Source organism: Pseudomonas sp. ASL4 (genome assembly GCF_056680395.1).
In genome coordinates this window covers 1,504,177-1,525,898 of record NZ_CM155280.1, presented here as the reverse complement: position 1 = coordinate 1,525,898, position 21,722 = coordinate 1,504,177, and the positions used below count along the sequence as shown (strand labels likewise).

Annotated in this window: 25 protein-coding genes; 12 read left to right on the top strand and 13 right to left on the bottom strand. The window is 60.9% G+C overall.

The features are described 5' to 3' along the window. The first annotated feature begins 527 nt into the window (after positions 1–527). From AC1MEW_RS06860 to AC1MEW_RS06845, 4 genes are all read left to right on the top strand, one after another. Positions 528–770, top strand: a complete 243-nt coding sequence (locus AC1MEW_RS06860) for an exodeoxyribonuclease VII small subunit (protein WP_056743654.1) — start codon at positions 528–530, stop codon at positions 768–770. Beyond that, positions 767–1,654 carry a polyprenyl synthetase family protein gene (locus AC1MEW_RS06855; protein ID WP_201198190.1) on the top strand — a complete coding sequence of 296 codons (888 nt, stop codon included), beginning with the start codon at positions 767–769 and terminating at the stop codon, positions 1,652–1,654. The genes AC1MEW_RS06860 and AC1MEW_RS06855 overlap by 4 nt, the downstream gene beginning before the upstream one ends. A gap of 91 nt (positions 1,655–1,745) precedes the next feature. Continuing rightward, positions 1,746–3,644: a 1-deoxy-D-xylulose-5-phosphate synthase gene (gene dxs / locus AC1MEW_RS06850; protein WP_201198191.1), complete on the top strand. Its 1,899-nt coding sequence runs from the start codon at positions 1,746–1,748 to the stop codon at positions 3,642–3,644. Positions 3,645–3,801: 157 nt separating this feature from the next. Further along, positions 3,802–5,685, top strand: a complete 1,884-nt coding sequence (locus AC1MEW_RS06845; RefSeq protein ID WP_480425771.1) for a TonB-dependent receptor domain-containing protein — start codon at positions 3,802–3,804, stop codon at positions 5,683–5,685. A gap of 150 nt (positions 5,686–5,835) precedes the next feature. On the opposite strand, the gene AC1MEW_RS06840 is transcribed toward AC1MEW_RS06845, so the two are convergent. The 12 genes from AC1MEW_RS06840 to nrdR all read right to left on the bottom strand — a co-directional run bounded on the left by AC1MEW_RS06840 (position 5,836) and on the right by nrdR (position 14,647). Then, entirely contained in the window at positions 5,836–6,636 is an 801-nt protein-coding gene (locus tag AC1MEW_RS06840; protein WP_480425769.1) for a cobalamin-binding protein, read from the bottom strand. Then, entirely contained in the window at positions 6,636–7,055 is a 420-nt protein-coding gene (locus AC1MEW_RS06835; protein WP_201198194.1) for an MFS transporter, read from the bottom strand. Before AC1MEW_RS06835 ends, AC1MEW_RS06840 begins: the two co-directional genes overlap by 1 nt. Further along, complete coding sequence (gene ribA, locus AC1MEW_RS06830) at positions 7,052–7,669, bottom strand: GTP cyclohydrolase II (RefSeq protein WP_201198195.1); 618 nt, start codon at positions 7,667–7,669, stop codon at positions 7,052–7,054. Before ribA ends, AC1MEW_RS06835 begins: the two co-directional genes overlap by 4 nt. A gap of 252 nt (positions 7,670–7,921) precedes the next feature. Beyond that, the gene (locus AC1MEW_RS06825) at positions 7,922–8,656 is read right to left on the bottom strand and encodes a substrate-binding periplasmic protein (RefSeq protein WP_480425766.1); all 735 of its coding nucleotides are present in this window, start codon (positions 8,654–8,656) and stop codon (positions 7,922–7,924) included. Positions 8,657–8,678: 22 nt separating this feature from the next. Then, entirely contained in the window at positions 8,679–9,182 is a 504-nt protein-coding gene (locus tag AC1MEW_RS06820; protein WP_201198197.1) for a phosphatidylglycerophosphatase A family protein, read from the bottom strand. Beyond that, positions 9,179–10,144, bottom strand: a complete 966-nt coding sequence (thiL, locus tag AC1MEW_RS06815; RefSeq protein WP_480425764.1) for a thiamine-phosphate kinase — start codon at positions 10,142–10,144, stop codon at positions 9,179–9,181. Before thiL ends, AC1MEW_RS06820 begins: the two co-directional genes overlap by 4 nt. Before the next feature lie 26 nt (positions 10,145–10,170). Further along, positions 10,171–10,671, bottom strand: a complete 501-nt coding sequence (gene nusB, locus AC1MEW_RS06810) for a transcription antitermination factor NusB (RefSeq protein WP_007944234.1) — start codon at positions 10,669–10,671, stop codon at positions 10,171–10,173. Further along, positions 10,668–11,144: a 6,7-dimethyl-8-ribityllumazine synthase gene (ribH, locus tag AC1MEW_RS06805; protein ID WP_003185938.1), complete on the bottom strand. Its 477-nt coding sequence runs from the start codon at positions 11,142–11,144 to the stop codon at positions 10,668–10,670. The genes nusB and ribH overlap by 4 nt, the downstream gene beginning before the upstream one ends. 91 nt (positions 11,145–11,235) lie before the next feature. Next, positions 11,236–12,327: a bifunctional 3,4-dihydroxy-2-butanone-4-phosphate synthase/GTP cyclohydrolase II gene (gene ribBA, locus AC1MEW_RS06800; RefSeq protein WP_123509922.1), complete on the bottom strand. Its 1,092-nt coding sequence runs from the start codon at positions 12,325–12,327 to the stop codon at positions 11,236–11,238. 16 nt (positions 12,328–12,343) lie between these two features. Beyond that, a complete protein-coding gene (locus tag AC1MEW_RS06795; protein ID WP_201198199.1) occupies positions 12,344–13,006 on the bottom strand; it encodes a riboflavin synthase in 663 nt (220 codons plus the stop codon). Positions 13,007–13,052: 46 nt separating this feature from the next. Continuing rightward, a complete protein-coding gene (ribD, locus tag AC1MEW_RS06790; RefSeq protein ID WP_201198200.1) occupies positions 13,053–14,186 on the bottom strand; it encodes a bifunctional diaminohydroxyphosphoribosylaminopyrimidine deaminase/5-amino-6-(5-phosphoribosylamino)uracil reductase RibD in 1,134 nt (377 codons plus the stop codon). Continuing rightward, positions 14,183–14,647 (bottom strand): transcriptional regulator NrdR, encoded by a 465-nt coding sequence (nrdR, locus tag AC1MEW_RS06785; RefSeq protein WP_003228656.1) that lies wholly within the window; start codon positions 14,645–14,647, stop codon positions 14,183–14,185. Before nrdR ends, ribD begins: the two co-directional genes overlap by 4 nt. Before the next feature lie 117 nt (positions 14,648–14,764). Between nrdR and AC1MEW_RS06780 the strand changes: the two genes are divergently transcribed. The 3 genes from AC1MEW_RS06780 (at position 14,765) to trxA (ending at position 16,952) form a co-directional block, all read left to right on the top strand. Continuing rightward, positions 14,765–15,229: a hypothetical protein gene (locus tag AC1MEW_RS06780; RefSeq protein ID WP_201198201.1), complete on the top strand. Its 465-nt coding sequence runs from the start codon at positions 14,765–14,767 to the stop codon at positions 15,227–15,229. Continuing rightward, the gene (locus AC1MEW_RS06775; protein ID WP_201198202.1) at positions 15,226–15,882 is read left to right on the top strand and encodes a class I SAM-dependent methyltransferase; all 657 of its coding nucleotides are present in this window, start codon (positions 15,226–15,228) and stop codon (positions 15,880–15,882) included. Before AC1MEW_RS06780 ends, AC1MEW_RS06775 begins: the two co-directional genes overlap by 4 nt. 197 nt (positions 15,883–16,079) lie before the next feature. Next, complete coding sequence (gene trxA / locus AC1MEW_RS06770; protein WP_149660947.1) at positions 16,080–16,952, top strand: thioredoxin; 873 nt, start codon at positions 16,080–16,082, stop codon at positions 16,950–16,952. A gap of 30 nt (positions 16,953–16,982) precedes the next feature. Here the strand turns inward: trxA and AC1MEW_RS06765 are convergent, their stop codons facing one another. Beyond that, positions 16,983–17,333 (bottom strand): hypothetical protein, encoded by a 351-nt coding sequence (locus AC1MEW_RS06765; protein ID WP_201198203.1) that lies wholly within the window; start codon positions 17,331–17,333, stop codon positions 16,983–16,985. A gap of 135 nt (positions 17,334–17,468) precedes the next feature. Between AC1MEW_RS06765 and AC1MEW_RS06760 the strand changes: the two genes are divergently transcribed. From AC1MEW_RS06760 to AC1MEW_RS06740, 5 genes are all read left to right on the top strand, one after another. After that, the gene (locus tag AC1MEW_RS06760; protein WP_480425759.1) at positions 17,469–18,059 is read left to right on the top strand and encodes a DUF2796 domain-containing protein; all 591 of its coding nucleotides are present in this window, start codon (positions 17,469–17,471) and stop codon (positions 18,057–18,059) included. A gap of 156 nt (positions 18,060–18,215) precedes the next feature. Continuing rightward, positions 18,216–18,926, top strand: coding sequence for an ABC transporter ATP-binding protein (locus tag AC1MEW_RS06755; protein ID WP_201198205.1), 711 nt, complete (start codon positions 18,216–18,218; stop codon positions 18,924–18,926). Position 18,927: 1 nt separating this feature from the next. Next, complete coding sequence (locus AC1MEW_RS06750; protein WP_201191833.1) at positions 18,928–20,193, top strand: ABC transporter permease; 1,266 nt, start codon at positions 18,928–18,930, stop codon at positions 20,191–20,193. 11 nt (positions 20,194–20,204) lie between these two features. Continuing rightward, a complete protein-coding gene (locus tag AC1MEW_RS06745; protein ID WP_322269770.1) occupies positions 20,205–20,717 on the top strand; it encodes a DUF3299 domain-containing protein in 513 nt (170 codons plus the stop codon). Between the two features lie 233 nt (positions 20,718–20,950). Further along, positions 20,951–21,649: an OmpW/AlkL family protein gene (locus AC1MEW_RS06740; RefSeq protein ID WP_201198207.1), complete on the top strand. Its 699-nt coding sequence runs from the start codon at positions 20,951–20,953 to the stop codon at positions 21,647–21,649. Positions 21,650–21,722: the final 73 nt, after the last annotated feature.

Sequence of the window (21,722 nt, the reverse complement as noted above, 5' to 3'; positions counted from 1 at the left end):
GACGCCTCCTGCCATGCATAACGAAACCTTGCGCCCGATCCTCGGCGCGTTACAGATCAAAAAACTGCGTTTCGTCAGAAAGACCCGTGACTATTGGGTCGTAGAAGGCGCGAAGGTTAGCGATTTGGCGGTTTTTTAACAATCAGATACATCTTAATTTGTGGTGAGATTCACGGTGATTGTTGGGTGTGAGCCGAATAGAGCGGCTATTCGGCTCACGAAATGAGCCGAATAATTCCTCTCCCCTCTAGAAGCGACATCACTTTGTGGCGAGGGGGCTCGCCCCCGTTCGGCTGCGAAGCAGTCGCAAATCGCTGAAAGCGGTATGCCTGAAGAGTCGCGGTGTCTGGATTTGGGGTCGCTTCGCAACCCAACGGGGGCTAGCCCCCTCGCCACAGGTAAGCGCTCCATCCACAGAGGCGCGTTCACTCCCACAAGTCAGTGGCCGAAACACCCCCGCTCATTTGCCCATAACCCCCATGTCTGCTAGTGTCGCGCCGGTTTAACGTCAACCGGAAATAGCCGCCATGGCCCGCAAAAAAGCTGCACTGGATTTCGAACAATCCCTCGCTGACCTGCAAACACTGGTCGAGCGACTGGAGAACGGCGAGTTGTCGCTGGAAGACTCGCTGACGGCTTTCGAGCAAGGCATCGGTCTGACCCGCGATTGCCAGGCAGCGCTGGCCCAGGCCGAGCAAAAGGTTCAAGTGCTGCTCGAGCGTGATGGCGAGCTGGCCGAGGAACCCTTCGAAGCGGATCAGCCAGAATGATTGAAGCGTATTCGGCGACCAGCCAGGCCCGAGTCAATGCGGCGCTGGACACCCTGTTCACCGCGCCAGGCCCGGAACTCGCACGCCTCTATGAAGCCATGCGCTACAGCGTGATGAATGGCGGCAAGCGTGTGCGTCCATTGCTGGCTTACGCCGCGTGCGAAGCGCTGGGTGGCAAGGCGGAGCAAGCCAACGGCGCAGCCTGTGCGGTGGAGCTGATCCATGCGTATTCGCTGGTGCACGACGATTTGCCGGCCATGGACGACGACGATCTGCGTCGTGGCCAGCCGACCACTCACAAGAAATTCGATGAAGCCTGCGCAATCCTCGCCGGTGACGGCTTGCAGAGCCTGGCCTTCAGCGCCCTGCTCGACCCGCGCCTGAGCACCCTGGATGCGCAAATCAGCTTGCAGATGGTCAGCGCCCTGGCGTTGGCGGCAGGCCCGGCGGGCATGGTCGGCGGTCAAGCCATCGACCTTGGTTCGGTCGGCCTCAAGCTTGATCAAAAAGCCCTCGAATACATGCACCGGCACAAGACCGGCGCGCTGATCGAGGTCAGCGTCAAACTCGGCGCCCTGGCCAGTGGTCGGGCCGAAAAAGACGAACTCAAGTCCTTGCAGACTTATGCACAGGCGATTGGCCTGGCGTTCCAGGTCCAGGACGACATTCTGGACGTTGAAAGCGATACCGAAACCCTCGGCAAACGCCAGGGTGCCGACATTGCCCGGGATAAGCCGACTTACCCGGCGCTGCTCGGTCTCGACGCCGCCAAGGCCTACGCCCTGGAACTGCGTGATCAAGCCCTGCATGCGCTGCGACCGTTTGACGCGGCCGCCGAGCCGCTGCGCGACCTGGCCCGCTATATCGTCGAACGCCGCAGCTGACAGCGTATCCGCCAAAAAATAGCAACGCGTGGGCAGGGGGCGATGCATCAGGTAAACTGCCGCCTCTTCTATACCTATAACGATTCGCCTGATGCCCACGACGTTTCATGAGATTCCCCGCAAGCGCCCGACCACGCCCTTGCTCGACCGCGCCAACACGCCGGACGGCCTGCGCCGGTTAGGCGAAGCCGAGCTGGAAACCCTTGCTGATGAGTTGCGCCTGGAATTGCTCTACACGGTCGGTCAGACCGGCGGGCATTTCGGTGCCGGCCTGGGCGTTATCGAGCTGACTATCGCGTTGCATTACGTCTTCGACACCCCGGACGACCGGCTGGTGTGGGACGTGGGTCATCAGGCCTATCCGCACAAAATCCTCACCGGCCGTCGCGAGCGCATGGGCACCCTGCGCCAAAAGGACGGCATCGCTGCCTTCCCGCGTCGTTCCGAGAGCGAGTACGACACCTTTGGCGTCGGCCACTCCAGCACCTCGATCAGTGCAGCGCTGGGCATGGCAATTGCCGCCCGCCTGCAAAACAGTGATCGCAAGGCGATTGCCGTGATCGGCGACGGCGCACTAACCGCCGGCATGGCGTTCGAGGCGTTGAACCACGCGCCCGAAGTCAACGCCAACATGCTGGTGATCCTGAACGACAACGACATGTCGATTTCGCGCAACGTCGGTGGCTTGTCGAATTACCTGGCGAAAATCCTTTCCAGCCGCACTTACGCAAGCATGCGTGAAGGCAGCAAAAAGGTCCTGTCGCGCCTGCCCGGCGCCTGGGAAATTGCCCGTCGTACTGAAGAATACGCCAAAGGCATGCTGGTTCCGGGCACGCTGTTCGAAGAGCTCGGCTGGAACTACATCGGCCCAATCGATGGCCACGACCTGCCAACCCTGATCGCCACCCTGCGCAACATGCGCGATCTGAAAGGCCCGCAGTTCCTGCACGTCGTCACCAAGAAAGGCAAAGGCTTCGCCCCGGCGGAAGTCGACCCGATCGGTTACCACGCCATCACCAAACTCGAACCGCTGAACGCGCCGGCCGCTGCGCCGAAGAAAGCCAGCGGGCCGAAGTATTCCGGTGTGTTCGGCGAGTGGCTGTGCGACATGGCCGCCGCTGATCCGCGCCTGGTCGGGATCACCCCGGCGATGAAGGAAGGCTCCGACTTGGTGGCGTTCAGCGAACGCTTCCCGCTGCGCTATTTCGACGTGGCGATTGCCGAGCAGCACGCCGTCACCTTCGCCGCCGGCATGGCCTGCGAAGGCGCGAAACCGGTCGTGGCGATCTATTCGACATTCCTGCAACGCGGCTACGACCAACTGATCCATGACGTCGCGGTGCAAAACCTCGACGTGTTGTTCGCCATCGACCGCGCCGGTCTGGTGGGCGAAGACGGCCCGACCCACGCCGGCAGTTTCGACCTGTCGTTCCTGCGCTGCATCCCCGGCATGCTGGTGATGACCCCGAGCGACGAAAACGAACTGCGCAAAATGCTCACCACCGGTCACCTGTACAACGGCCCGGCGGCGGTGCGTTACCCACGTGGCAACGGCCCGAACGCGACCATCGAGAAAGACCTGCAACCGATCGAAATCGGCAAGGGTGTGGTTCGCCGTCAGGGCAGCAAAGTCGCCCTGCTGGTGTTCGGCGTGCAACTGGCCGAAGCGCTGAAAGTCGCCGAGACGCTGGATGCGACCGTGGTCGATATGCGTTTCGTCAAACCGCTCGACGAAGCACTGGTTCGTGAAATTGCCGGTAGCCATGAGTTGCTGGTGACCATCGAAGAGAACGCGATCATGGGCGGCGCCGGTGGCGCGGTCAGTGAGTTCCTCGCCCGGGAAAACATCCTCAAGTCGATGCTGCACCTGGGCTTGCCGGACAGCTACGTCGAGCACGCCAAGCCTGCGCAGATGCTGGCTGAGTGCGGGCTGGATGAAGCAGGGATTGAATCTTCAATTCGTCAGCGCCTGCAACTGCTCAACATCTAAACGCAAAACCCTGTGGGAGCGGGCTTGCTCGCGAAAGCGGACGGTCAGTCGACTTAAATGTTGATTGATCCACCGCCTTCGCGAGCAAGCCCGCTCCCACATTGGTTTTGAGCAACCTTCAAATGTGTGTTCGCTGCAGATTGCCAATGGACTGCCAATGAAACTCTCCCGCCTCGCTTTAACGCTGACGCTCCTGCCGGCCGGCCAACTCCTGGCCAACACCTTCGAACGCGACCAAGCCCTGAAGCTCCCCGATGTGTTGATCAGCGCCAACCGCCAGGTCGAAGCACGCAACGACAGCAGCGCCGCCAACACGGTGTTCACCCGCGAAGACATCGACCGTCTGCAACCGGACAGCGTTACCGATCTGCTGCGTCGGGTGCCGGGTGTGCAGGTCGGGCAAACCGGCGGGCGCGGCAGCTTGCCGGGGATTTACATTCGCGGCACCAAGTCGGCCCAAACGCTGGTGCTGGTGGACGGCCAGCGCATCGGCAGTTCCACGTCTGGCGACAGCAACCTGCAACACATCAACATCGAACAAGTCGAGCGCGTTGAAGTGCTGCGCGGCTCCCGCTCGGTGATTTATGGTAGCGATGCGATAGGCGGGGTGATTCAGATTTTCACCCGTCGCGGTGGTGAACAAGGCCTGCAACCGCGCCTGCACATAGGATTCGGCAGCAACCAGACGTGGGAGCGCAGCCTTGGGCTGTCCGGTGGCGATGAGAAAACCCGTTTCAACCTCGGCGCCAGCCTCGATGAAACCGCCGGGATCAATCGCACCCACGAGTCGTATCCCAGCGACAGTGATCACGACGAGTACCGCAACAAATCGGTGAGTTTGAGCCTGAGTCATGCGCTGACCGATGACATCGAAATCGGCGCCAACCTGCTGGATAACACCGGTAAAAGCGAGTTCGACAACCCGTTCGGTCGCTTCGACACGACCACCTTCAAATCCGTCCAGCAGCAGCCTTACAGCGATTTCGACGTCAGTAGCGTCAGCAGTTACGTCGACGCGCGGGTCAATGATCGGTGGAAAACCCGCGTCGAGTTCGGCCACAGCGAAAACAGCGAGAAGACCCTCGACAAGCTCAGCGACGAACGCATGGTGTTCAACACTTACCGCGACTCGGTGAACTGGCAGAACGACCTGACGCTCAACGAGCGCAATAGCCTGATCCTCGGCGGCGACTGGTACGAAGACCGGATCAACAGCAGCACGCCGTTTGACGAGGACAGTCGCTGGAACCGCGCGGCGTTTATCCAGCATCGCTATCAGGCGGACAGTTTCTCCACGGAACTGGGCCTGCGTCGTGATCAGAATCAACAGTTCGGCGGCCAAAACAGTTGGAGCGGCACGTTCACCCTGCCGTTGAATCCGGATAACGACGTGCTGCTGACCTACAGCGAAGGCTTCCGCGCACCGACTTTCAACGATCTGTATTACCCGGACTTCAGCAATCCAGACTTGAAGCCTGAAACCTCGAAAAGCTATGAACTGCAATGGCGCAGTCAACTGACCGAGGCCAGCCGACTGGAAGCATCGCTGTACCGAACGAACCTGGAAGACGCGATTATCTTCGGCAGCAACAACCGCCCGCAGAACGTTGCTTCGGCACGCATCAACGGTTTCGAAGCAGCGCTAAAGCAGGAACTGTTCGGCTGGCAGAGCAACCTCGGCGTGTCGATCATCGACCCGCGAGATCGCGACAGTGGTCACACCCTGGCCCGTCGTGCCCGGCGAACATTGAGCCTGGATCTGGATCGACAGTTCGATCGACTGAGCCTCGGCGCCAGTTGGCAGGCGGTCAGCGCCAGCTACGACGATGAGAACAATCAGCAGCCGTTGGGCGGCTATGCGTTGCTTGGGTTGCGAAGTAGCTGGGCGTTGAATCGGGAAGTGAAGCTTGATTTGAAGGTGGATAACCTGCTCGACAAGGGTTACAGCCGGGCGTTGTATAGCTATGACGGCAGTCAGTATGGGTATCGCGAGGAAGGTCGGGCGTGGATGTTTGGGGTGACCTGGACGCCGGAAATCTAAAGGCCAACTCGCTCAATTGTGGCGAGGGGGCTTGCCCCCGTTGGGCTGCGAAGCGGCCCCAATCCAGCCACCATGTTTTGTCAGACACACCGCATCAACCTGATTGCGACTGCTGCGCAGCCGAACGGGGGCAAGCCCCCTCGCCACAGGTTATTGGTCCGGCGCGATGATTTGGCACAATTTGGCCGTCGCCTCGATCATCTGCCCACTCGGCCGCTCCAGGCCTTTATCCGTCACCAACAACAATTGCCCGCGAGCCACCGCCGCCACCTGCGGCCACGCCTTCCAGGCATCGAGCTGCGCCTGATCACCGGCCAGAATCACCTCGGGATTGCGCTGCAGCACCGCCTCCACGCTCACCTGCGGCGCTGGCAATGTCAGGTCGGCAAACACATTGCGCGCACCGCACACTTCAAGCGCATCGCTGATGATCTGCCCACCGCCGACGGTGTACAACGGCCGATCCCAGACTTGATAGAACACCTGCAACGGCTTGTCCCGTCGATAGCGTTGGCGCAGGTTATCCAGCTTTTGCCGCAGGTCCGCCGCTAACTTCACGCCCCGCTCCGGCCGGCCGAGCTGTGTGGCGATGGATTCAATCTGCGCGGTGAGTTGTCCGAGGTTATGCGGTTCGGCGACGTAGGTAGGAATGTTCAACCGCTTGAGCTGTTCACGCTGGGCCGGGCCGACGCTGCCGGGCCAGAGCAACAGCAGATCGGGCTTGAGGCTGAGCAATCGCTCCATGTCCAACTGACCGTAGCGGCCAACGGAGGGCAGATTTTTGAGTTCAGCAGGACGTTCACCGGCATCCAGCACACCGACCAACAGGTCTGCCGAACCCAGTTCAACCACGATTTCAGATAGTGACGGCGCCAGGCTGACCACCCGCTCGACCGCAGCCGCCGAGCCACTGACGGCGAGCAGCAACACCGCCAGCCAATGACGAAGCATCAGCCGAGTTGACGCGGAATACGGTAGAGGTAGAACAGCACCGTGGTCGACAGCGCCAGCAGCACCAGTGGCACCGCTTCGAGACCGACGAACACCGCTAGCGCACCGATCCACGCCGGCAGGCCGGCAGCCAGGAACGCCGTGCGACGCTTGGCGGCCAAGGTAATCCAGGCAGCAGGTTCTTCAGGGGTGTCGAGGGCTTTCTGGGTGGCGATCAGCGCATGTTTATAGCCACTGAAGAACTTCAGGCTGACAAACATCGAGGCCACACCGGCGATAAACAACGGCATCGCCAGCACCGGCAGGATCGCCTCGCTCTGGCCAAACACGCCGTTGATCACGAACAGCGGCAACAAGGCCAGCGCCAGGTATTGCCACCAGCTGAACGACAGTCGGCGCCGAACCTGGCCGCGGGTCACGCCCGATCTGCCTCGCCCTGATGCTCGTTGCCCATCATGTGGTCGAGCTTTTTGGCCTTGGTGGCCAGGTAGAGTTTGTTGTGCGGGTTGTGCCCGGTGTGCAGCGGCACGCGCTCGGCGACCACGATACCCATGTCGGTCAAGGCTTTGACCTTGCGTGGGTTGTTGGTCATCAGACGCAGGGATTTCACGCCCAGGTGCTGAAGCATCGGCAGGCACATGGCGTAGTCACGCTGGTCGGCGGCAAAGCCCAGACGCTCGTTGGCTTCAACGGTGTCGGCGCCGCCGTCCTGCAACTCGTAAGCGCGGATTTTGTTCAGCAGGCCAATGCCACGACCTTCCTGACGCAAGTACAGCAACACGCCACGGCCTTCGCGGGCGATGGCCTGCAACGCTGCTTCAAGCTGAGAGCCGCAGTCGCAACGCTGGCTGAACAAGGCATCGCCGGTCAGGCATTCGGAGTGCAAGCGGCCGAGCACCGGCGCACCGTCATCGAACTCACCCAGACTGAGCACCACGTGCTCTCGGCCATTTTCTTCATCGAGAAAGCCGTGCATGGTGAATTGCGCAAAAGGCGTTGGCAGCTTGGAAGCGGCGACAAAAACGACAGGCACCGGTGTGCTCCTGATCAATAAGTACTGGAGATTCGCAGACGCGGCATTGTAACAGCAGGTTCTAACCGACGCTTAGGCTGAATTATGGGGCATAACGATCAAAAAGTTTGATCACTGCGTCAACAACACCATTTCCCTGTGGGAGCGGCGGTGCGACGATTCGACTTGCTCGCGAATGCGGTGGATCAGCCTGCATCAATGTTGACTGACCCACCGCATTCGCGAGCAAGCCCGCTCCCACATTGACCGTGTTCAGTCAGTGCCAAACGGATACGGCTGTTTCCACTTGGCGAAGACCGGTTTCAACTGGCCGCTTTTCACCAGCCGTTCCATGCGCTGGTCGAACAACGCCATCAACGCGCGGGCCTTGGGGTTGTCGGCAAAACACAGGAACAATGGCAACTCGGCGATGTGGGTTCGACGAAACTGCGACGGATCCTTGGCCCGGGCGACCATGTAATCGACTTCGGTCAGCGCATCAATGTAATAGTCGGCGCGGTTGTGGGTCAGCATCGACAGGATTCCGGTGCGCCGCACCACTTCGTTGAAGCGGTGAATGTTCGGCAGGTAATCCTGATACTTGTAGCCGCGAACCCAGGCCAGTCGATAGTTGCCCAGGGTGTCGAGGGTCGGCGCCGGATTGCTCGCCAGGCCCAAGGCATAGATGTGATCGGTGTCGAAGTTCCAGTGCGGATAGAGCAGATCGCTGATTTCATCCCGATAGGAACCGACACAGGCGTCCACTTCGCCCCGCTGGGCCAAGCCCACGGCGCGCGTGTAAGGTTCGGTGCGGATGTCCAGCTTGACACCCGCCGGCTCGAAGATCGCCCGCAGCAGATCCCAGCCCAGGCCGTGGCCGTCAGCAGCGGTGTAGTCTTCCCAGTCTTCGCTGGCCAGATGAATCACGGACGGCGTCGGCGCGACATCCCCCGCCTGGGCGAGTGAGCAAAACATCGCGAAAACCACCATCAACCAGCGTCGAGCCATCCCTAGTTCCCCGGTTTGCCACTCAGGCAAAAAGCCAAACCAGACCCTGCATCCCCAGCCATGCAAAGACCCCGGCCAATACGTCATCGAGCATGATCCCGACGCCGCCATGCACGTGGCGGTCGATCCAGCGAATCGGCCACGGTTTGAGGATGTCGAAGAAGCGGAACAACAAGAACCCTGCCAGCAACCAGTACCAACCTTGCGGCACCAGCCACAGGGTGATCCACATCCCGACCATCTCGTCCCAGACGATGCCTTCGTGATCATGTACTCGCAAATCGTCGGCCACTTTGCCGCACAGCCAGAAGCCGAACAGCATGGTGATGCCGAGCATCAGCCAGTAACCCCAGTCGGGCAACATCTGCCACAACGGAATAAAGGGTAGCGCAACTAACGACCCCCAGGTGCCCGGTGCTTTTGGCAAGGTGCCCGAGCCGAAGCCGAACGCCAGGAAATGCCACGGATTACGCCAGACCGAAGGCGGTACGAATTCCGCCGGGGTCTGTTTGGGATGATCTGTCACGGTGTCTCCCGAAAATGTTGATAGCCCCGGGTTTGCGGGGTGATGTCTTGTCCATCGGCGTCCAGCAGCACAACGCCCTGCCCGGTCACGACCTGGCCGACCACTTGGATCGGCCAACCGTCGGCCAGCAGTCGGGGCAATTCGACGGGCGGCAAAGTAAAGGCCAGCACGTAGTCGTCACCACCGCTCAGGGCCGCGTCTTCAGCGCCCGATTGACCGAGGAACGCCACTAACGCCGTCGATACAGGCAGCTTACTCCGCTCAACCTGAATGCCGACCTTCGACGCGAGCGCAATATGCCCACAATCGGCGAGCAGGCCGTCGGAGATGTCCAGCGCCGAGGTAGCTTTGCCGCGCAACGCCTGACCGAGGGCCAGTTGCGGTTGCGGCGCCCAGTAATGGGCCAGCAACGGATCGGCGATGGCCGCTTCAGTAGTCCGCTGACCAAGCACCAGCGGCAAGGCCCCGGCGGCATTGCCCAGCTCACCGCCGACACACAGCAAGTCGCCCGGCTGCGCGCCACTGCGGGTCAACGCCTTGCCGACCGGCACACGGCCAAACACGGTCATCGTCAGGCTCAACGGCCCACAAGTGGTGTCGCCACCCACCAGCGCCACGCCACAGCTCTGCGCCATGACGTTCAAACCACGGGCGTAGGCGTCCAGCCAATCGGCGGTCACCGTCGGCAACGTCAGGGCAAGGGTAAAGGCAATGGGAGTGGCGCCCATGGCGGCCAGGTCACTGACCGCTACAGCCAGCGAGCGCTGACCGAGCAAAAACGGGTCGCAAGGATCTGCGAAATGCACACCGGCAACGAGGGTGTCGGTGGAAATCGCCAACTGTTCCCCGGAGGGAACAGCCAGCAAGGCGCAGTCGTCGCCGATCCCAAGGGCAACGCCCTCGCCGCCCTGCGCACAAGGCGCGGCGGCGAAGAAATTGCGGATCAGCTCAAACTCGCCCATGGCATTTCCAAGCACTGATCAAAGGATCAGCGCTTGAACGCCTTCACTTCAGCTTCACGCAGACGCGGGGCCAGCTTGTCGAGTACACCGTTGACGAACTTGTGGCCGTCGGTGGAACCGAAGACTTTCGCCAGCTCGATACCTTCGTTGATCACAACGCGGTACGGCACGTCGACACGCTTGATCAGCTCCCAGGTCGACAGGCGCAGAACGGCCAGTTCAACCGGGTCCAGCTCTTCGATCGTAATGTCCAGGCACGGGGCCAGGGCAGTATCGATCTCGGTGCGGTGCGCCGGAACGCCGTGCAGGATGTCGTGGAAGTAGGCGGCATCGACATCGCTGAAATCGTTATCGACCCGAAACTGCGCTTCGATCTCGTTCAGCGATTGCTTGGCCATGTGCCATTGATACAGCGCTTGAGTCGCGAGCTGACGGGCTTCGCGACGCTTGACGCTTTTCGATGGCTTGCCGGCATCCGCAGGCTTTGGATCGCGCGGGTTGAAACGATCACTTTCGTCGCTAATCACTTGGCCTCCAACTGCGCCAGCAGGCTGACCATTTCCAGAGCGGACAGGGCAGCTTCAGCACCTTTGTTACCGGCCTTGGTGCCGGAACGTTCGATGGCTTGCTCGATGGAATCAACGGTCAGGACGCCGAAAGCGACCGGTACGCCGAACTCCATGGACACCTGGGCCAGGCCCTTGGTGCATTCGCCAGCCACGTATTCGAAGTGCGGAGTACCGCCACGAATGACCGCGCCCAGGGCGATGATTGCCGCGTACTCGCCCTTCTGAGCGACTTTCTGCGCAACCAGCGGAATTTCGAAGGCGCCAGGCGCACGGATGATGGTGATGTCGCTTTCGCTCACGCCATGGCGAACCAGGGCATCAACTGCACCGCTAACCAGGCTTTCAACGACGAAGCTGTTGAAACGGCCCACTACCAAAGCGTAGCGGCCTTTAGGGGCGATGAAGGTACCTTCGATGGTCTTCAGGGTCATTCGTTAGATCTCTTAAAGAGCCGGGACGCGTTTTCTACGCGTCCCTCAGTGATGTGTTAACCGCGAATCAAGGACTGGAAACACCCAGTCATTATTCGGAGGGCACGTATTCTACAACTTCCAGATCGAAACCGGATATCGCATTAAATTTCATTGGCGCACTCATCAGGCGCATTTTGCGCACGCCCAGGTCCCGAAGGATCTGCGAACCGGCACCGACGATGCTGTAGGTGGTCGGTTTTTTCGCCGGTACGTGTTCCGCGGTTTCGCGGATGTGTGCCAGCAACACGTCGCCATCGAGCGGGTGACCGAGCAATAGCACCACGCCGCTACCGGCCTCGGCGACCGCAGCCATGGCGGCGCGCAGGCTCCAGCGGCCCGGTTGCTTGACCATCAGCAGGTCGCGCAACGGGTCCATGTTGTGCACCCGGACCAGGGTCGGTTCTTCAGCGCACACGGTGCCCAGGGTCAGGGCCATGTGCACGTCGCCTTCCACGGAATCACGATAGGTCACCAGGTTGAATTGGCCCAGTTCGCTGTCCAGTGGCTGCTCGGCAATCCGCTGAACGGTACGTTCGTGGATCATCCGGTAGTGAATCAGGTCGGCGATGGTGCCGATCTTGATGTTGTGTTCGGCAGCAAAGGTTTCCAGTTCAGCGCGACGGGACATGGTGCCGTCGTCGTTCATCACTTCGCAGATCACACCGCTCGGCTCGAAACCGGCCATGCGCGCCAGGTCGCAGGCCGCTTCAGTGTGGCCGGCGCGAGCAAGGGTGCCGCCGGGTTGGGCCATCAACGGGAAGATGTGGCCCGGGCTGACGATGTCTTCAGCCTTGGCGTCCTTGGCGGCAGCGGCCTGCACGGTGCGGGCGCGGTCGGCGGCGGAGATGCCGGTGGTCACGCCGGTCGTGGCTTCGATCGACACGGTGAACTTGGTGCCAAAACCGGAACCGTTGCGCGGCGCCATCAACGGCAGCTTCAGCAGTTCGCAGCGCTCGCGACTCATCGGCATGCAGATCAGGCCACGGGCGTGCTTGGCCATGAAGTTGATGTGTTCAGGCTTGCAGCACTCGGCGGCCATGATCAGGTCGCCTTCGTTCTCGCGATCTTCGTCATCCATGAGGATGACCATCTTGCCTTGGCGGATATCTTCAACCAGTTCTTCGATGCTATTGAGCGCCACAAGGCACCCCCTTGAGTCAGGATTTGAGGTAGCCGTTGGCGGCCAGAAAGCTTTCGGTGATGTTACTGGAGCTTGGCTCTGCGGCCTTGTCGCCCAACAACAGGCGCTCCAGATAACGTGCCAGCAAGTCCACTTCCAGATTCACCCGGCGACCTGGCTGGTAAGACGCCATGATGGTTTCGCTCAGGGTGTGGGGAATGATCGTCAGCAAGAACTCGGCGCCATCGACTGCGTTCACGGTCAGGCTGGTGCCATCGACGGTGATCGAGCCTTTATGGGCGATGTACTTGGCGAGGTCTTTCGGCGCGCGGATGCGGAATTCCACTGCGCGAGCATTTTCTGTACGGGCAACCACTTCGCCCACGCCATCGACGTGACCGCTGACCAGGTGCCCACCCAGACGTGTGGTCGGGGTCAGGGCTTTTTCCAGGTTGACCGGGCTGCCGCTTTTCAGGTCGTTCATGGCGGTGCAGTCGAGGGTTTCGCGGCTGACGTCTGCCGCAAAGCCATTGCCTGGCAGTTCAACTGCGGTCAGGCATACGCCGTTGACCGCGATGCTGTCGCCCAGTTTGACGTCGCTCAGGTCGAGCTTGCCGGTTTCTACGTATACCCGCACATCTCCGCCTTTTGGGGTCAATGCACGAATACTGCCGATGGATTCGATGATGCCGGTAAACATGGAGTCCTCCTCGAGAACAAGGCTGTCGCGTGGCGCAAGCCGGGAATTATACGCTCGCTGCTGGCACAGGTATGGCGATGACTCGCCAGTCATCGCCAACCGCGCGAATTTCGATGATTTTGAGCTCGGGCGCATCCTTCATTTGCGCGAGCGGCCAGTCCAGCAATGGGCGCGCGGACGAGCCTAAAAATTTGCCGGCAATAAAGATCTGGAATTCATCCACCAGACCTTGCTGGGCAAACGCGCCGGCCAGACGCGGGCCGGCTTCGACCAAGACTTCATTGACCCCACGATGGGCGAGTTCGACCAGCAATTTGCGCAAGTCGACCAAGCCATCGTCGCCGGCCACGATCAGGCATTCCGGGCCGTTGGCATATTGCTCTTCGATGGCCATGCAGGTGGCGACCAGCGCCGGGCCAGCCTTGAAGAACGGCGCATCCAGCGGCACGCGCAAACGGCCGTCGATCAGCACACGCAGCGGCGGACGGCTCATGGCCAACGCGGTTTGTTCAGCGTCCAGACCCAGTTCAGCGGCACGCACGGTCAACCGCGCATTGTCCGCCAGCACCGTGTCGGCGCCGGTCAGCACCACGCTGGCCTGGGCACGCAGGCGTTGTACCGCCGAACGGGCGGCCGGGCCGGTGATCCATTGGCTTTCGCCGCTTTCCATCGCCGTGCGACCGTCCAGGCTCATGGCCAACTTGACCCGCACGAACGGCAAGCCGTGTTCCATGCGCTTGAGGAAGCCTTCGTTGAGCTTGCGCGCTTCGCCTTCCAGCACACCGCTTTCGGTAGCAATACCGGCCTGGGCCAATCGCGCCATGCCGCGACCGGCGACCGACGGGTTAGGGTCCTGCATCGATGCAACTACACGGGCGACACCGGCGTTCACCAGCGCATCGGCGCAGGGCGGCGTGTGACCATGGTGGCTGCAAGGTTCGAGGGTTACGTATGCAGTGGCGCCGCGAGCCTTATCGCCAGCAGCGCGCAAGGCGTGGACTTCGGCGTGAGGTTCGCCGGTGCGCACGTGCCAGCCTTCGCCGACAATCTGCCCGTCCCGCACGATCACGCAGCCCACCCGAGGGTTTGGGTGAGTCGTGTAGTGACCTTTGCGCGCCAGTTCCAGCGCGCGGGCCATGTAATGGGCGTCGAGGATGGCTTGTTCTGGGGAGGTGGTCATTCTTTCACCGGCTCACGGGCCAGGCGATCGATCTCTTCGCGGAACTCGTTGAGGTCCTGAAAGCGCCGATACACGGAGGCGAAGCGAATGTAGGCGACTTCGTCGAGCTTTTGCAGCTCGGCCATCACCAGTTCACCGACCACGAGGGATTTGACCTCGCGTTCGCCGGTGGCGCGCAGTTTGTGTTTGATGTGCACCAGCGACGATTCGAGGCGTTCGACACTCACCGGACGCTTCTCCAGCGCCCGCTGCATACCGGCGCGCAGTTTTTCTTCGTCGAACGGCTGACGGCTGCCGTCGGTTTTGATCAGGCGCGGCAACACCAGTTCGGCGGTCTCGAACGTCGTGAAACGTTCGCCGCAGGCCAGGCATTCACGCCGGCGGCGCACCTGTTCGCCCTCGGCGACCAGACGCGAGTCGATGACCTTGGTGTCGTTGGCACCGCAGAAGGGACAGTGCATGGTGGCAGGCAACAAAAAAAGGGAGGGCCATGGTAGCGCATCCCGGTGGCAAGACAAGCCATAGGGTTTGCGGTATACAGACGAGCTATTATGGATGTCACCTTGCTGGAGCCTTAAATGTCCCTAAGACCGCTCGTCCTGCTCAGTATTTTAAGCCTGCTGGTGGCCTGCGGCAGCAATGCACCCAAGCCCCAGCCACCGACGCCGGGCCCCGCGCCGCAACAGGCGCAGAAAAAAGCCAAGGAGTCGGCTGACCTCGGCCCACTGCCCGCTTTTCAGCGTGAACTGAGCGGCACCCTGCAAGGCGTGCCGGCCGGTGCCGAAGTTGAGCTGGCGTTGCTGGTGATCGACGACAAATCCCGTCCGCAACAGTTGCTGGCCAGCTCCAGCCTGATCGGTACCAACCAAGTGCTGCCGTTTCGCCTGCGTTTCAATCCGGAATCCTTCCCGGTCGGCGCTCGCGTTGAACTACGTGGCCGCGCCAGCCAGTCCGGTCAGTTGATATTGCACTTGCCGGCCGTGCGCGTTGAGCAAGCCACCACCCAGGCCTTGGGCCAGCTGCAATTCGTCAAAGCACCATGATTGCACCGCTCGACCTGCAACAGGCATTGGGTGAACTGCTCGGTGACGCACAGCTTGTTGCTTGTGAGTTGCCGGACACTGACTTGAAGCTTTGGCTGATCGACGGCGACAACATGGATCGCGCCTTCAGCCCCGAAGAAACCCGGCGGATTCTGCACGAGCCGCCGTACTGGAGTTTCTGCTGGGCCAGCGGCTTGGCGGTGGCGCGTTATCTCGCTGAGTTTCCTGAGTGGGTCAAAGGCAAACGGGTGCTGGATTTCGGCGCCGGTTCCGGCGTGGCGGGGATTGCCGCCGTGAAAGCCGGGGCGCTGGAAGTGGTGGCCTGTGACCTGGACCCACTGGCGATTGCCGCGTGTCGGGCGAATGCTGAACTCAATGATGTGGAGCTCAATTACTCGGCGGATTTCTTTGCCGAGGCGGATCGGTTTGATCTGATTCTCGTCGCCGACGTGCTGTATGACCGGGCGAATCTGCCGCTACTCGATGAGTTTTTGAGTCGTGGCCAGGAAGCGTTGGTCGCGGATTCGCGGGTGAGGGATTTTCGTCATCCGTTGTACCGGCGCATCGAGATGCTCGAGGCCATGACCTTGCCGGACCTGGCCGAGCCCGAAGAGTTTCGGCATGTGAGCCTTTACCATGCGCGGCGCGGCTAGAAGCATCGCGAGCAAGCTCGCTCCCACAGTTGTTTTGTGTCGATCACAAAATCCTCGTTCGCCACAATTCCAATGTGGGAGCGAGCTTGCTCGCGATAACGTCCTGTCAGCCAATACCTCTCCAACAGCCACCCCGCTTCCGGCCAGCCCCCACCAAGCCGTATAGTTGCCTCATTCACGCTTCCAAGAGATCCCCCATGAGTCAGGAAACGCCGTACATCTTCGACGCCACGACTGCTGATTTCGACCAGTCGGTGATCGAGAACTCTTTTCACAAACCGGTGCTGGTGGATTTCTGGGCCGAATGGTGTGCGCCATGCAAGGCGCTGATGCCGATGCTGCAAACCATCGCCGAGAGTTATCAGGGCGAGTTGCTGCTGGCCAAGGTCAATTGCGACGTCGAGCCGGACATCGTCTCGCGCTTCGGCATTCGCAGCCTGCCGACCGTGGTGCTGTTCAAGGACGGTCAACCGGTGGACGGTTTTGCTGGTGCGCAACCGGAATCCGCCGTCCGCGCGATGCTTGAACCGCACGTACAAATGCCGCCGCCGGCCGCTGCCGATCCGTTCGAACAGGCTCAGGCGTTGTTCGACGAAGGTCGTTTCGCCGACGCCGAAGCCATCCTCAAGGTGCTGCTGGGCGAAGACAATACCAACGCGAAAGCGCTGATCCTTTATGCGCGTTGCCTCACCGAGCGCGGTGAATTGGGTGAAGCGCAAACCGTGCTCGACGCGGTCAAGACCGATGAGCACAAAGCCGCCCTGGCCGGCGCCAAGGCGCAGATCCAATTCCTGGGTCAGGCCAAGGATTTGCCGGATGCCGCCGACCTGAAAGCGCGCCTGGCGAAAAACCCGCAGGACGATGAAGCGGTCTATCAACTGGCGATCCAGCAACTCGCTCGCCAGCAATACGAGCCGGCGCTGGATTCGCTGCTGAAGCTGTTCATCCGCAACCGCAGCTACAGCGAAGGCTTGCCGCACAAGACCTTGCTGCAGGTGTTCGAATTGCTGGGCAACGATCACCCATTGGTGACCACGTACCGCCGCAAGTTGTTTGCCGCGCTGTATTAAAGATCAAAAGATCGCAGCCTTCGGCAGCTCCTACGCTGGCTCGCGCCAGCTATAGAGCGGCGTATCCCCGCCGCTCACTACTTTCACATCCGCACAATGACGCAAGCGCACTAGCAAGCGTTTGCCCGAGGCCGCGCTGCCGGTCAGTCCTTCCAGTTGTTCCAGCAAATCCGGCCCGCTCAATTGCCCGGCCTTGCGCAGCAGGTCCTTGGCAATTTGCCACAGCGCCTCATCCTGGTTCACTGGTTTGGCTGCAGGGGCGCTGGCCTCTTCGGTTTTGCTCACCTGCAACTGCGCGCCGAGCCGTGCCCAGTCGCTATCGTCCAGCTCCAGGGTCAAATCCACCGGCCAGTCGCCGATGCTTCCGCGTATTCGCAACATAGGTCTGCTCCTGCACATTTCTGACATGCATGCTCCCATGGGTCTTGTGCAACGCCAAGCGGACGGTCAAACTCTCCGCACTTTCGTTATAAGATTACATAACAAACTCTTCACTTTACTTTCCGGAGACCCGCCATGCGTCGTCTGCTGCTCGCTCTGCCGTTTGCCCTGTTGCCGCTGGCCGTTGCTCATGCTGCCAATGAACCTGAACACGGCAGCCTCGGCGCCCATGAACATGGCGTCGGTCGCCTGAACGCGGCGCTGGACGGCCAGACCCTGGAGCTGGAGCTGGAAAGCCCGGCGATGAACCTGGTGGGCTTCGAACACGCCGCCACCACTGACACCGACAAAGCCAAAGTCGCCGCCGCCCGTGCACGCCTGGAAAACCCGCTGGTGCTGTTCAACCTGCCTGCAGCGGCCGGTTGCAAGGTCGCGACCCAGGAACTGGAAAGCCCGCTGTTCGGCGACAAGCCTGACGCCGACGATCATGACGACGATGACCACGCCGAAGCGGACAAGGACGGTCACGAGCATCACCATGACCACAGCGAAATCCACGCCCACTACCAATTCAGCTGCTCGGCACCTGGCGCGCTGAAGACCCTGGACCTGGCGACGATCTTCAATACCTTCCCGGCGACCCAGAAAATTCAGGTACAACTGATCGGCCCGAGCGGCCAGCAAGGCGTTGAAGTGACGGCGAAGGCTGCATCGCTCAACTTCTGATCAACCCCCGCCCCTTGTAGGAGCGAGGCTTGCCCGCGAAGAGGCCGTCACATTCAGCAGAGATGTCGACTGTAAGATCGCTTTCGCGGGCAAGCCTCGCTCCTACAGGGATCGGGGTTGTAGCTGTAATCAAGACAAACCCATGAAATCGGCGCTATGACCCAAGCACTCATCGAACTGTCCGACCTGGGCTTCAGTTGGCCCGGTCACCCGCCGCTGCTGGATATCCCGGCCTTTCGCCTGGAAGCCGGGGAAACCCTGTTCCTCAAGGGCCCCAGCGGCAGTGGCAAGACCACCCTGCTCGGCCTGCTCGGCGGTGTGCAGAAGCCCGATCGTGGCAGCATCCGTTTGCTCGGCCAGGAACTGACCGAGCTCGGTGCCGGCGCCCGTGACCGTTTCCGCGTCGATCACACCGGCTACATCTTCCAGCAGTTCAACTTGCTGCCGTTCCTCTCGGTGCGCGAGAACGTCGAGTTGCCCTGCCACTTCTCCAAGCTGCGCGCCGAACGGGCGAAACAGCGCCACGGCAGCGTCGATCAAGCGGCGGCCACCCTCCTCGCTCATTTGGGCTTGAAGGATGAAAGCATCCTCAGCCGCCGCGCCGATTCGTTGTCCATCGGCCAGCAACAACGGGTCGCCGCCGCACGGGCGTTGATCGGTCAGCCGGAACTGGTGATCGCCGACGAACCGACCTCGGCCCTGGACTATGACGCTCGCGAGAACTTCATTCGCCTGTTGTTCGCCGAATGCCGAGAAGCCGGGTCGAGCCTGTTGTTCGTCAGCCACGACCAGAGCCTCGCGCCGCTGTTCGATCGCAACCTGTCGCTGGCCGAGCTTAATCGCGCCGCCACCCCGTTCGAGGTCTGAGATGTATTTGTTTCGTCTAGCCCTGGCCAGCCTGGCTAACCGCCGCTTCACCGCGATCCTCACCGCGTTCGCCATCGCCCTGTCGGTCTGCCTGCTTTTAGCCGTTGAACGTGTGCGCACTGAAGCCAAGGCCAGTTTCGCCAGCACCATCAGCGGCACCGACCTGATCGTCGGCGCCCGCTCCGGTTCGGTGAACCTGTTGCTGTACTCGGTGTTTCGCATCGGCAACGCCACCAACAACATCCGTTGGGACAGCTTCGAACACTTCGCCAACAACCCGAAAGTGAAGTGGGCGATCCCGATGTCTCTCGGCGATTCCCATCGCGGTTATCGGGTAATGGGCACCACCGAGGCGTACTTCGAGCATTATCAGTACGGCCATCAGCAACACCTGGAACTGGCCGATGGCCGGGCTTTCGCCACCGACCCGTTTGAAGTGGTGCTCGGCGCCGAAGTGGCGGATGCGTTGCACTACAAACTCGGCGACAAACTGGTGCTGGCCCACGGCGTGGCCGTGATCAGCCTGGTCAAGCACGACGACAAGCCATTCACCGTGGTCGGCATTCTCAAACGCACCGGCACCCCGGTGGACCGCACGTTGCACATTAGCCTCGGCGGGATGGAAGCGATCCATATCGACTGGCACAACGGCGTGCCCGCGCAGGGCAAAGGCCGGATCAGTGCCGACCAGGCGCGCAACATGGACCTGACACCGCAAGCGATCACCGCGTTCATGCTCGGTCTCAACAGCAAGATTTCGACCTTCGCGGTCCAGCGTGAAATCAACGAATTCCTTGGCGAACCGATGCTGGCGATCCTGCCGGGCGTTGCATTGCAGGAGCTGTGGAGTTTGATGAGCACGGCGGAGAAAGCCCTGTTCGTGGTCTCGTTGTTTGTGGTGTTGACCGGGTTGATCGGCATGCTCACGGCGATTCTCACCAGCCTCAATGAACGGCGGCGCGAGATGGCGATTCTGCGTTCGGTGGGTGCACGGCCATGGCACATCGCAACGCTGTTGGTACTGGAGGCGTTTGCCCTGGCGTTGTCCGGAGTGATTGCCGGCGTGGCGTTGTTGTATGTGTGCATCGCGGCGGCGCAAGGTTATGTGCAGGCCAATTACGGCTTGTACTTGCCACTGTCATGGCCGAGCGAATATGAATGGACGTTGCTCGGTGGCATCCTGATCGCCGCGCTGCTGATGGGCAGCGTGCCGGCCTGGCGTGCGTATCGCCAATCGTTGGCCGATGGCCTGTCGATCCGTTTATGAGGACGTTAAAGATGCCCCGCGCTCTGTTCGCGCTGTTGATGCTGGTCGCCCTGCCGCTGTGGGCGGCCGAGCCGAAGGATTTGACCTGGCAGGAAATGATCCCGCCGGACGCCCCGGCGGAAGTGCCGAACATGACGCCGCTGCATGATCTGTCACAGATGAGCAGCGCGCTTGAATCGGCCCCGGCCGCCAAGCAGGATTTGCCCAATGCGCCGGTGGTGAAAAGCCTCGATGGCAAGAAGATCCGACTGCCGGGTTATATCGTGCCGCTGGAAGTGAGCGAAGAAGGTCGCACCACGGAGTTCTTGCTGGTGCCGTATTTCGGCGCCTGCATCCACGTGCCGCCACCGCCGTCGAACCAGATCGTGCATGTGAAAAGCGAGGTCGGTGTGAAGCTCGATGAGCTGTATCAGCCGTACTGGATCGAAGGTTCTTTGCAGGTAAAGGCGTCCAGCAGCGAATTGGCGGATGCCGGGTATCAGATGAATGCCGACAAGATTTATGTGTATGAATTGCCGGAGTGAATCCGGTAGTCATGTTGTGTTGGATAGATAGCCATCGCGAGCAAGCTCGCTCCCACATTGGATCTGTGCATTGACACAAATCCCCTGTGGGAGCGAGCTTGCTCGCGATGAGACCCTCAAAGGTTCCACGAAAACTGGACCCATCACTGTTTCATTGAGCTGAATCAAAAGACCGTATCAGATGGCTCTTTACCATTGGACATCGAACATTTTCAACGTCCTTTGGAGCCCCCATGAACAAGTCCTTGCTCAGCGCTTCGCTGTTTGCCCTCGCGCTCGCAGCCCCGCTCGCCCACGCCTTCGACGCTGGCGACATCATCGTTCGCGCCGGTGCAATCACCGTCAACCCGAAAGCCAGCAGCTCCAGCGTCAAGGTCGATCAAGGCCCATTGGCCGGTACCAACCTGGGTGGTAAGGCCACCATGGACAGCGACACACAGTTGGGCCTGAACTTCGCGTACATGGTCACCAACAATGTCGGTATCGAGCTGCTCGCCGCCTCGCCGTTCGAGCATGACGTGAACCTCAAAGGCACCGGCCTGGGCGCGGCCAACGGCAAGCTCGGCACCCTCAAACACCTGCCACCGACCCTGAGCGTTGTTTACTACCCGCTCGACAACAAGTCGGCCTTCCAGCCGTATGTGGGCGCGGGTATCAACTACACCTGGATCTACGACGAAAAGCTCAGCAACGAAGCGCAAGCCAACGGGTTCAGCAACTTCAAGGCTAAAAACTCCTGGGGCATGGCGTTCCAGGTCGGGGCTGACTACATGCTCACCGACAACATCATGCTCAACGCCCAGATGCGCTACATCGACATCAACACCCGTGCGACCGTGGAAAACGACGCCGTGGCGCCAGGCACTCGGGCCAAGGTCAATGTGGATGTGGACCCGTTCGTGTACATGGTTGGCCTGGGCTACAAGTTCTAAACCCCGATTTGTGGTGAAAGCTAAGACTGTGGCGAGGGGGCTTGCCCCCGTTTGACTGCGCAGCAGTCACCAT

What these genes read in the sequence shown, in the direction of transcription:
- nrdR (WP_003228656.1), bottom strand. Translation starts at nt 14,647, where the DNA reads ATGCACTGTCCCTTCTGCGGTGCCAACGACACCAAGGTCATCGACTCG.
- AC1MEW_RS06755 (WP_201198205.1), top strand. Translation starts at nt 18,216, where the DNA reads ATGACCCAAGCACTCATCGAACTGTCCGACCTGGGCTTCAGTTGGCCC.
- AC1MEW_RS06750 (WP_201191833.1), top strand. Translation starts at nt 18,928, where the DNA reads ATGTATTTGTTTCGTCTAGCCCTGGCCAGCCTGGCTAACCGCCGCTTC.
- AC1MEW_RS06825 (WP_480425766.1), bottom strand. Translation starts at nt 8,656, where the DNA reads ATGGCTCGACGCTGGTTGATGGTGGTTTTCGCGATGTTTTGCTCACTC.
- ribH (WP_003185938.1), bottom strand. Translation starts at nt 11,144, where the DNA reads ATGACCCTGAAGACCATCGAAGGTACCTTCATCGCCCCTAAAGGCCGC.
- AC1MEW_RS06795 (WP_201198199.1), bottom strand. Translation starts at nt 13,006, where the DNA reads ATGTTTACCGGCATCATCGAATCCATCGGCAGTATTCGTGCATTGACC.
- ribD (WP_201198200.1), bottom strand. Translation starts at nt 14,186, where the DNA reads ATGACCACCTCCCCAGAACAAGCCATCCTCGACGCCCATTACATGGCC.
- AC1MEW_RS06840 (WP_480425769.1), bottom strand. Translation starts at nt 6,636, where the DNA reads ATGCTTCGTCATTGGCTGGCGGTGTTGCTGCTCGCCGTCAGTGGCTCG.
- trxA (WP_149660947.1), top strand. Translation starts at nt 16,080, where the DNA reads ATGAGTCAGGAAACGCCGTACATCTTCGACGCCACGACTGCTGATTTC.
- AC1MEW_RS06765 (WP_201198203.1), bottom strand. Translation starts at nt 17,333, where the DNA reads ATGTTGCGAATACGCGGAAGCATCGGCGACTGGCCGGTGGATTTGACC.
- AC1MEW_RS06780 (WP_201198201.1), top strand. Translation starts at nt 14,765, where the DNA reads ATGTCCCTAAGACCGCTCGTCCTGCTCAGTATTTTAAGCCTGCTGGTG.
- AC1MEW_RS06775 (WP_201198202.1), top strand. Translation starts at nt 15,226, where the DNA reads ATGATTGCACCGCTCGACCTGCAACAGGCATTGGGTGAACTGCTCGGT.
- AC1MEW_RS06855 (WP_201198190.1), top strand. Translation starts at nt 767, where the DNA reads ATGATTGAAGCGTATTCGGCGACCAGCCAGGCCCGAGTCAATGCGGCG.
- AC1MEW_RS06845 (WP_480425771.1), top strand. Translation starts at nt 3,802, where the DNA reads ATGAAACTCTCCCGCCTCGCTTTAACGCTGACGCTCCTGCCGGCCGGC.
- AC1MEW_RS06745 (WP_322269770.1), top strand. Translation starts at nt 20,205, where the DNA reads ATGCCCCGCGCTCTGTTCGCGCTGTTGATGCTGGTCGCCCTGCCGCTG.
- AC1MEW_RS06860 (WP_056743654.1), top strand. Translation starts at nt 528, where the DNA reads ATGGCCCGCAAAAAAGCTGCACTGGATTTCGAACAATCCCTCGCTGAC.
- thiL (WP_480425764.1), bottom strand. Translation starts at nt 10,144, where the DNA reads ATGGGCGAGTTTGAGCTGATCCGCAATTTCTTCGCCGCCGCGCCTTGT.
- AC1MEW_RS06760 (WP_480425759.1), top strand. Translation starts at nt 17,469, where the DNA reads ATGCGTCGTCTGCTGCTCGCTCTGCCGTTTGCCCTGTTGCCGCTGGCC.
- dxs (WP_201198191.1), top strand. Translation starts at nt 1,746, where the DNA reads ATGCCCACGACGTTTCATGAGATTCCCCGCAAGCGCCCGACCACGCCC.
- AC1MEW_RS06740 (WP_201198207.1), top strand. Translation starts at nt 20,951, where the DNA reads ATGAACAAGTCCTTGCTCAGCGCTTCGCTGTTTGCCCTCGCGCTCGCA.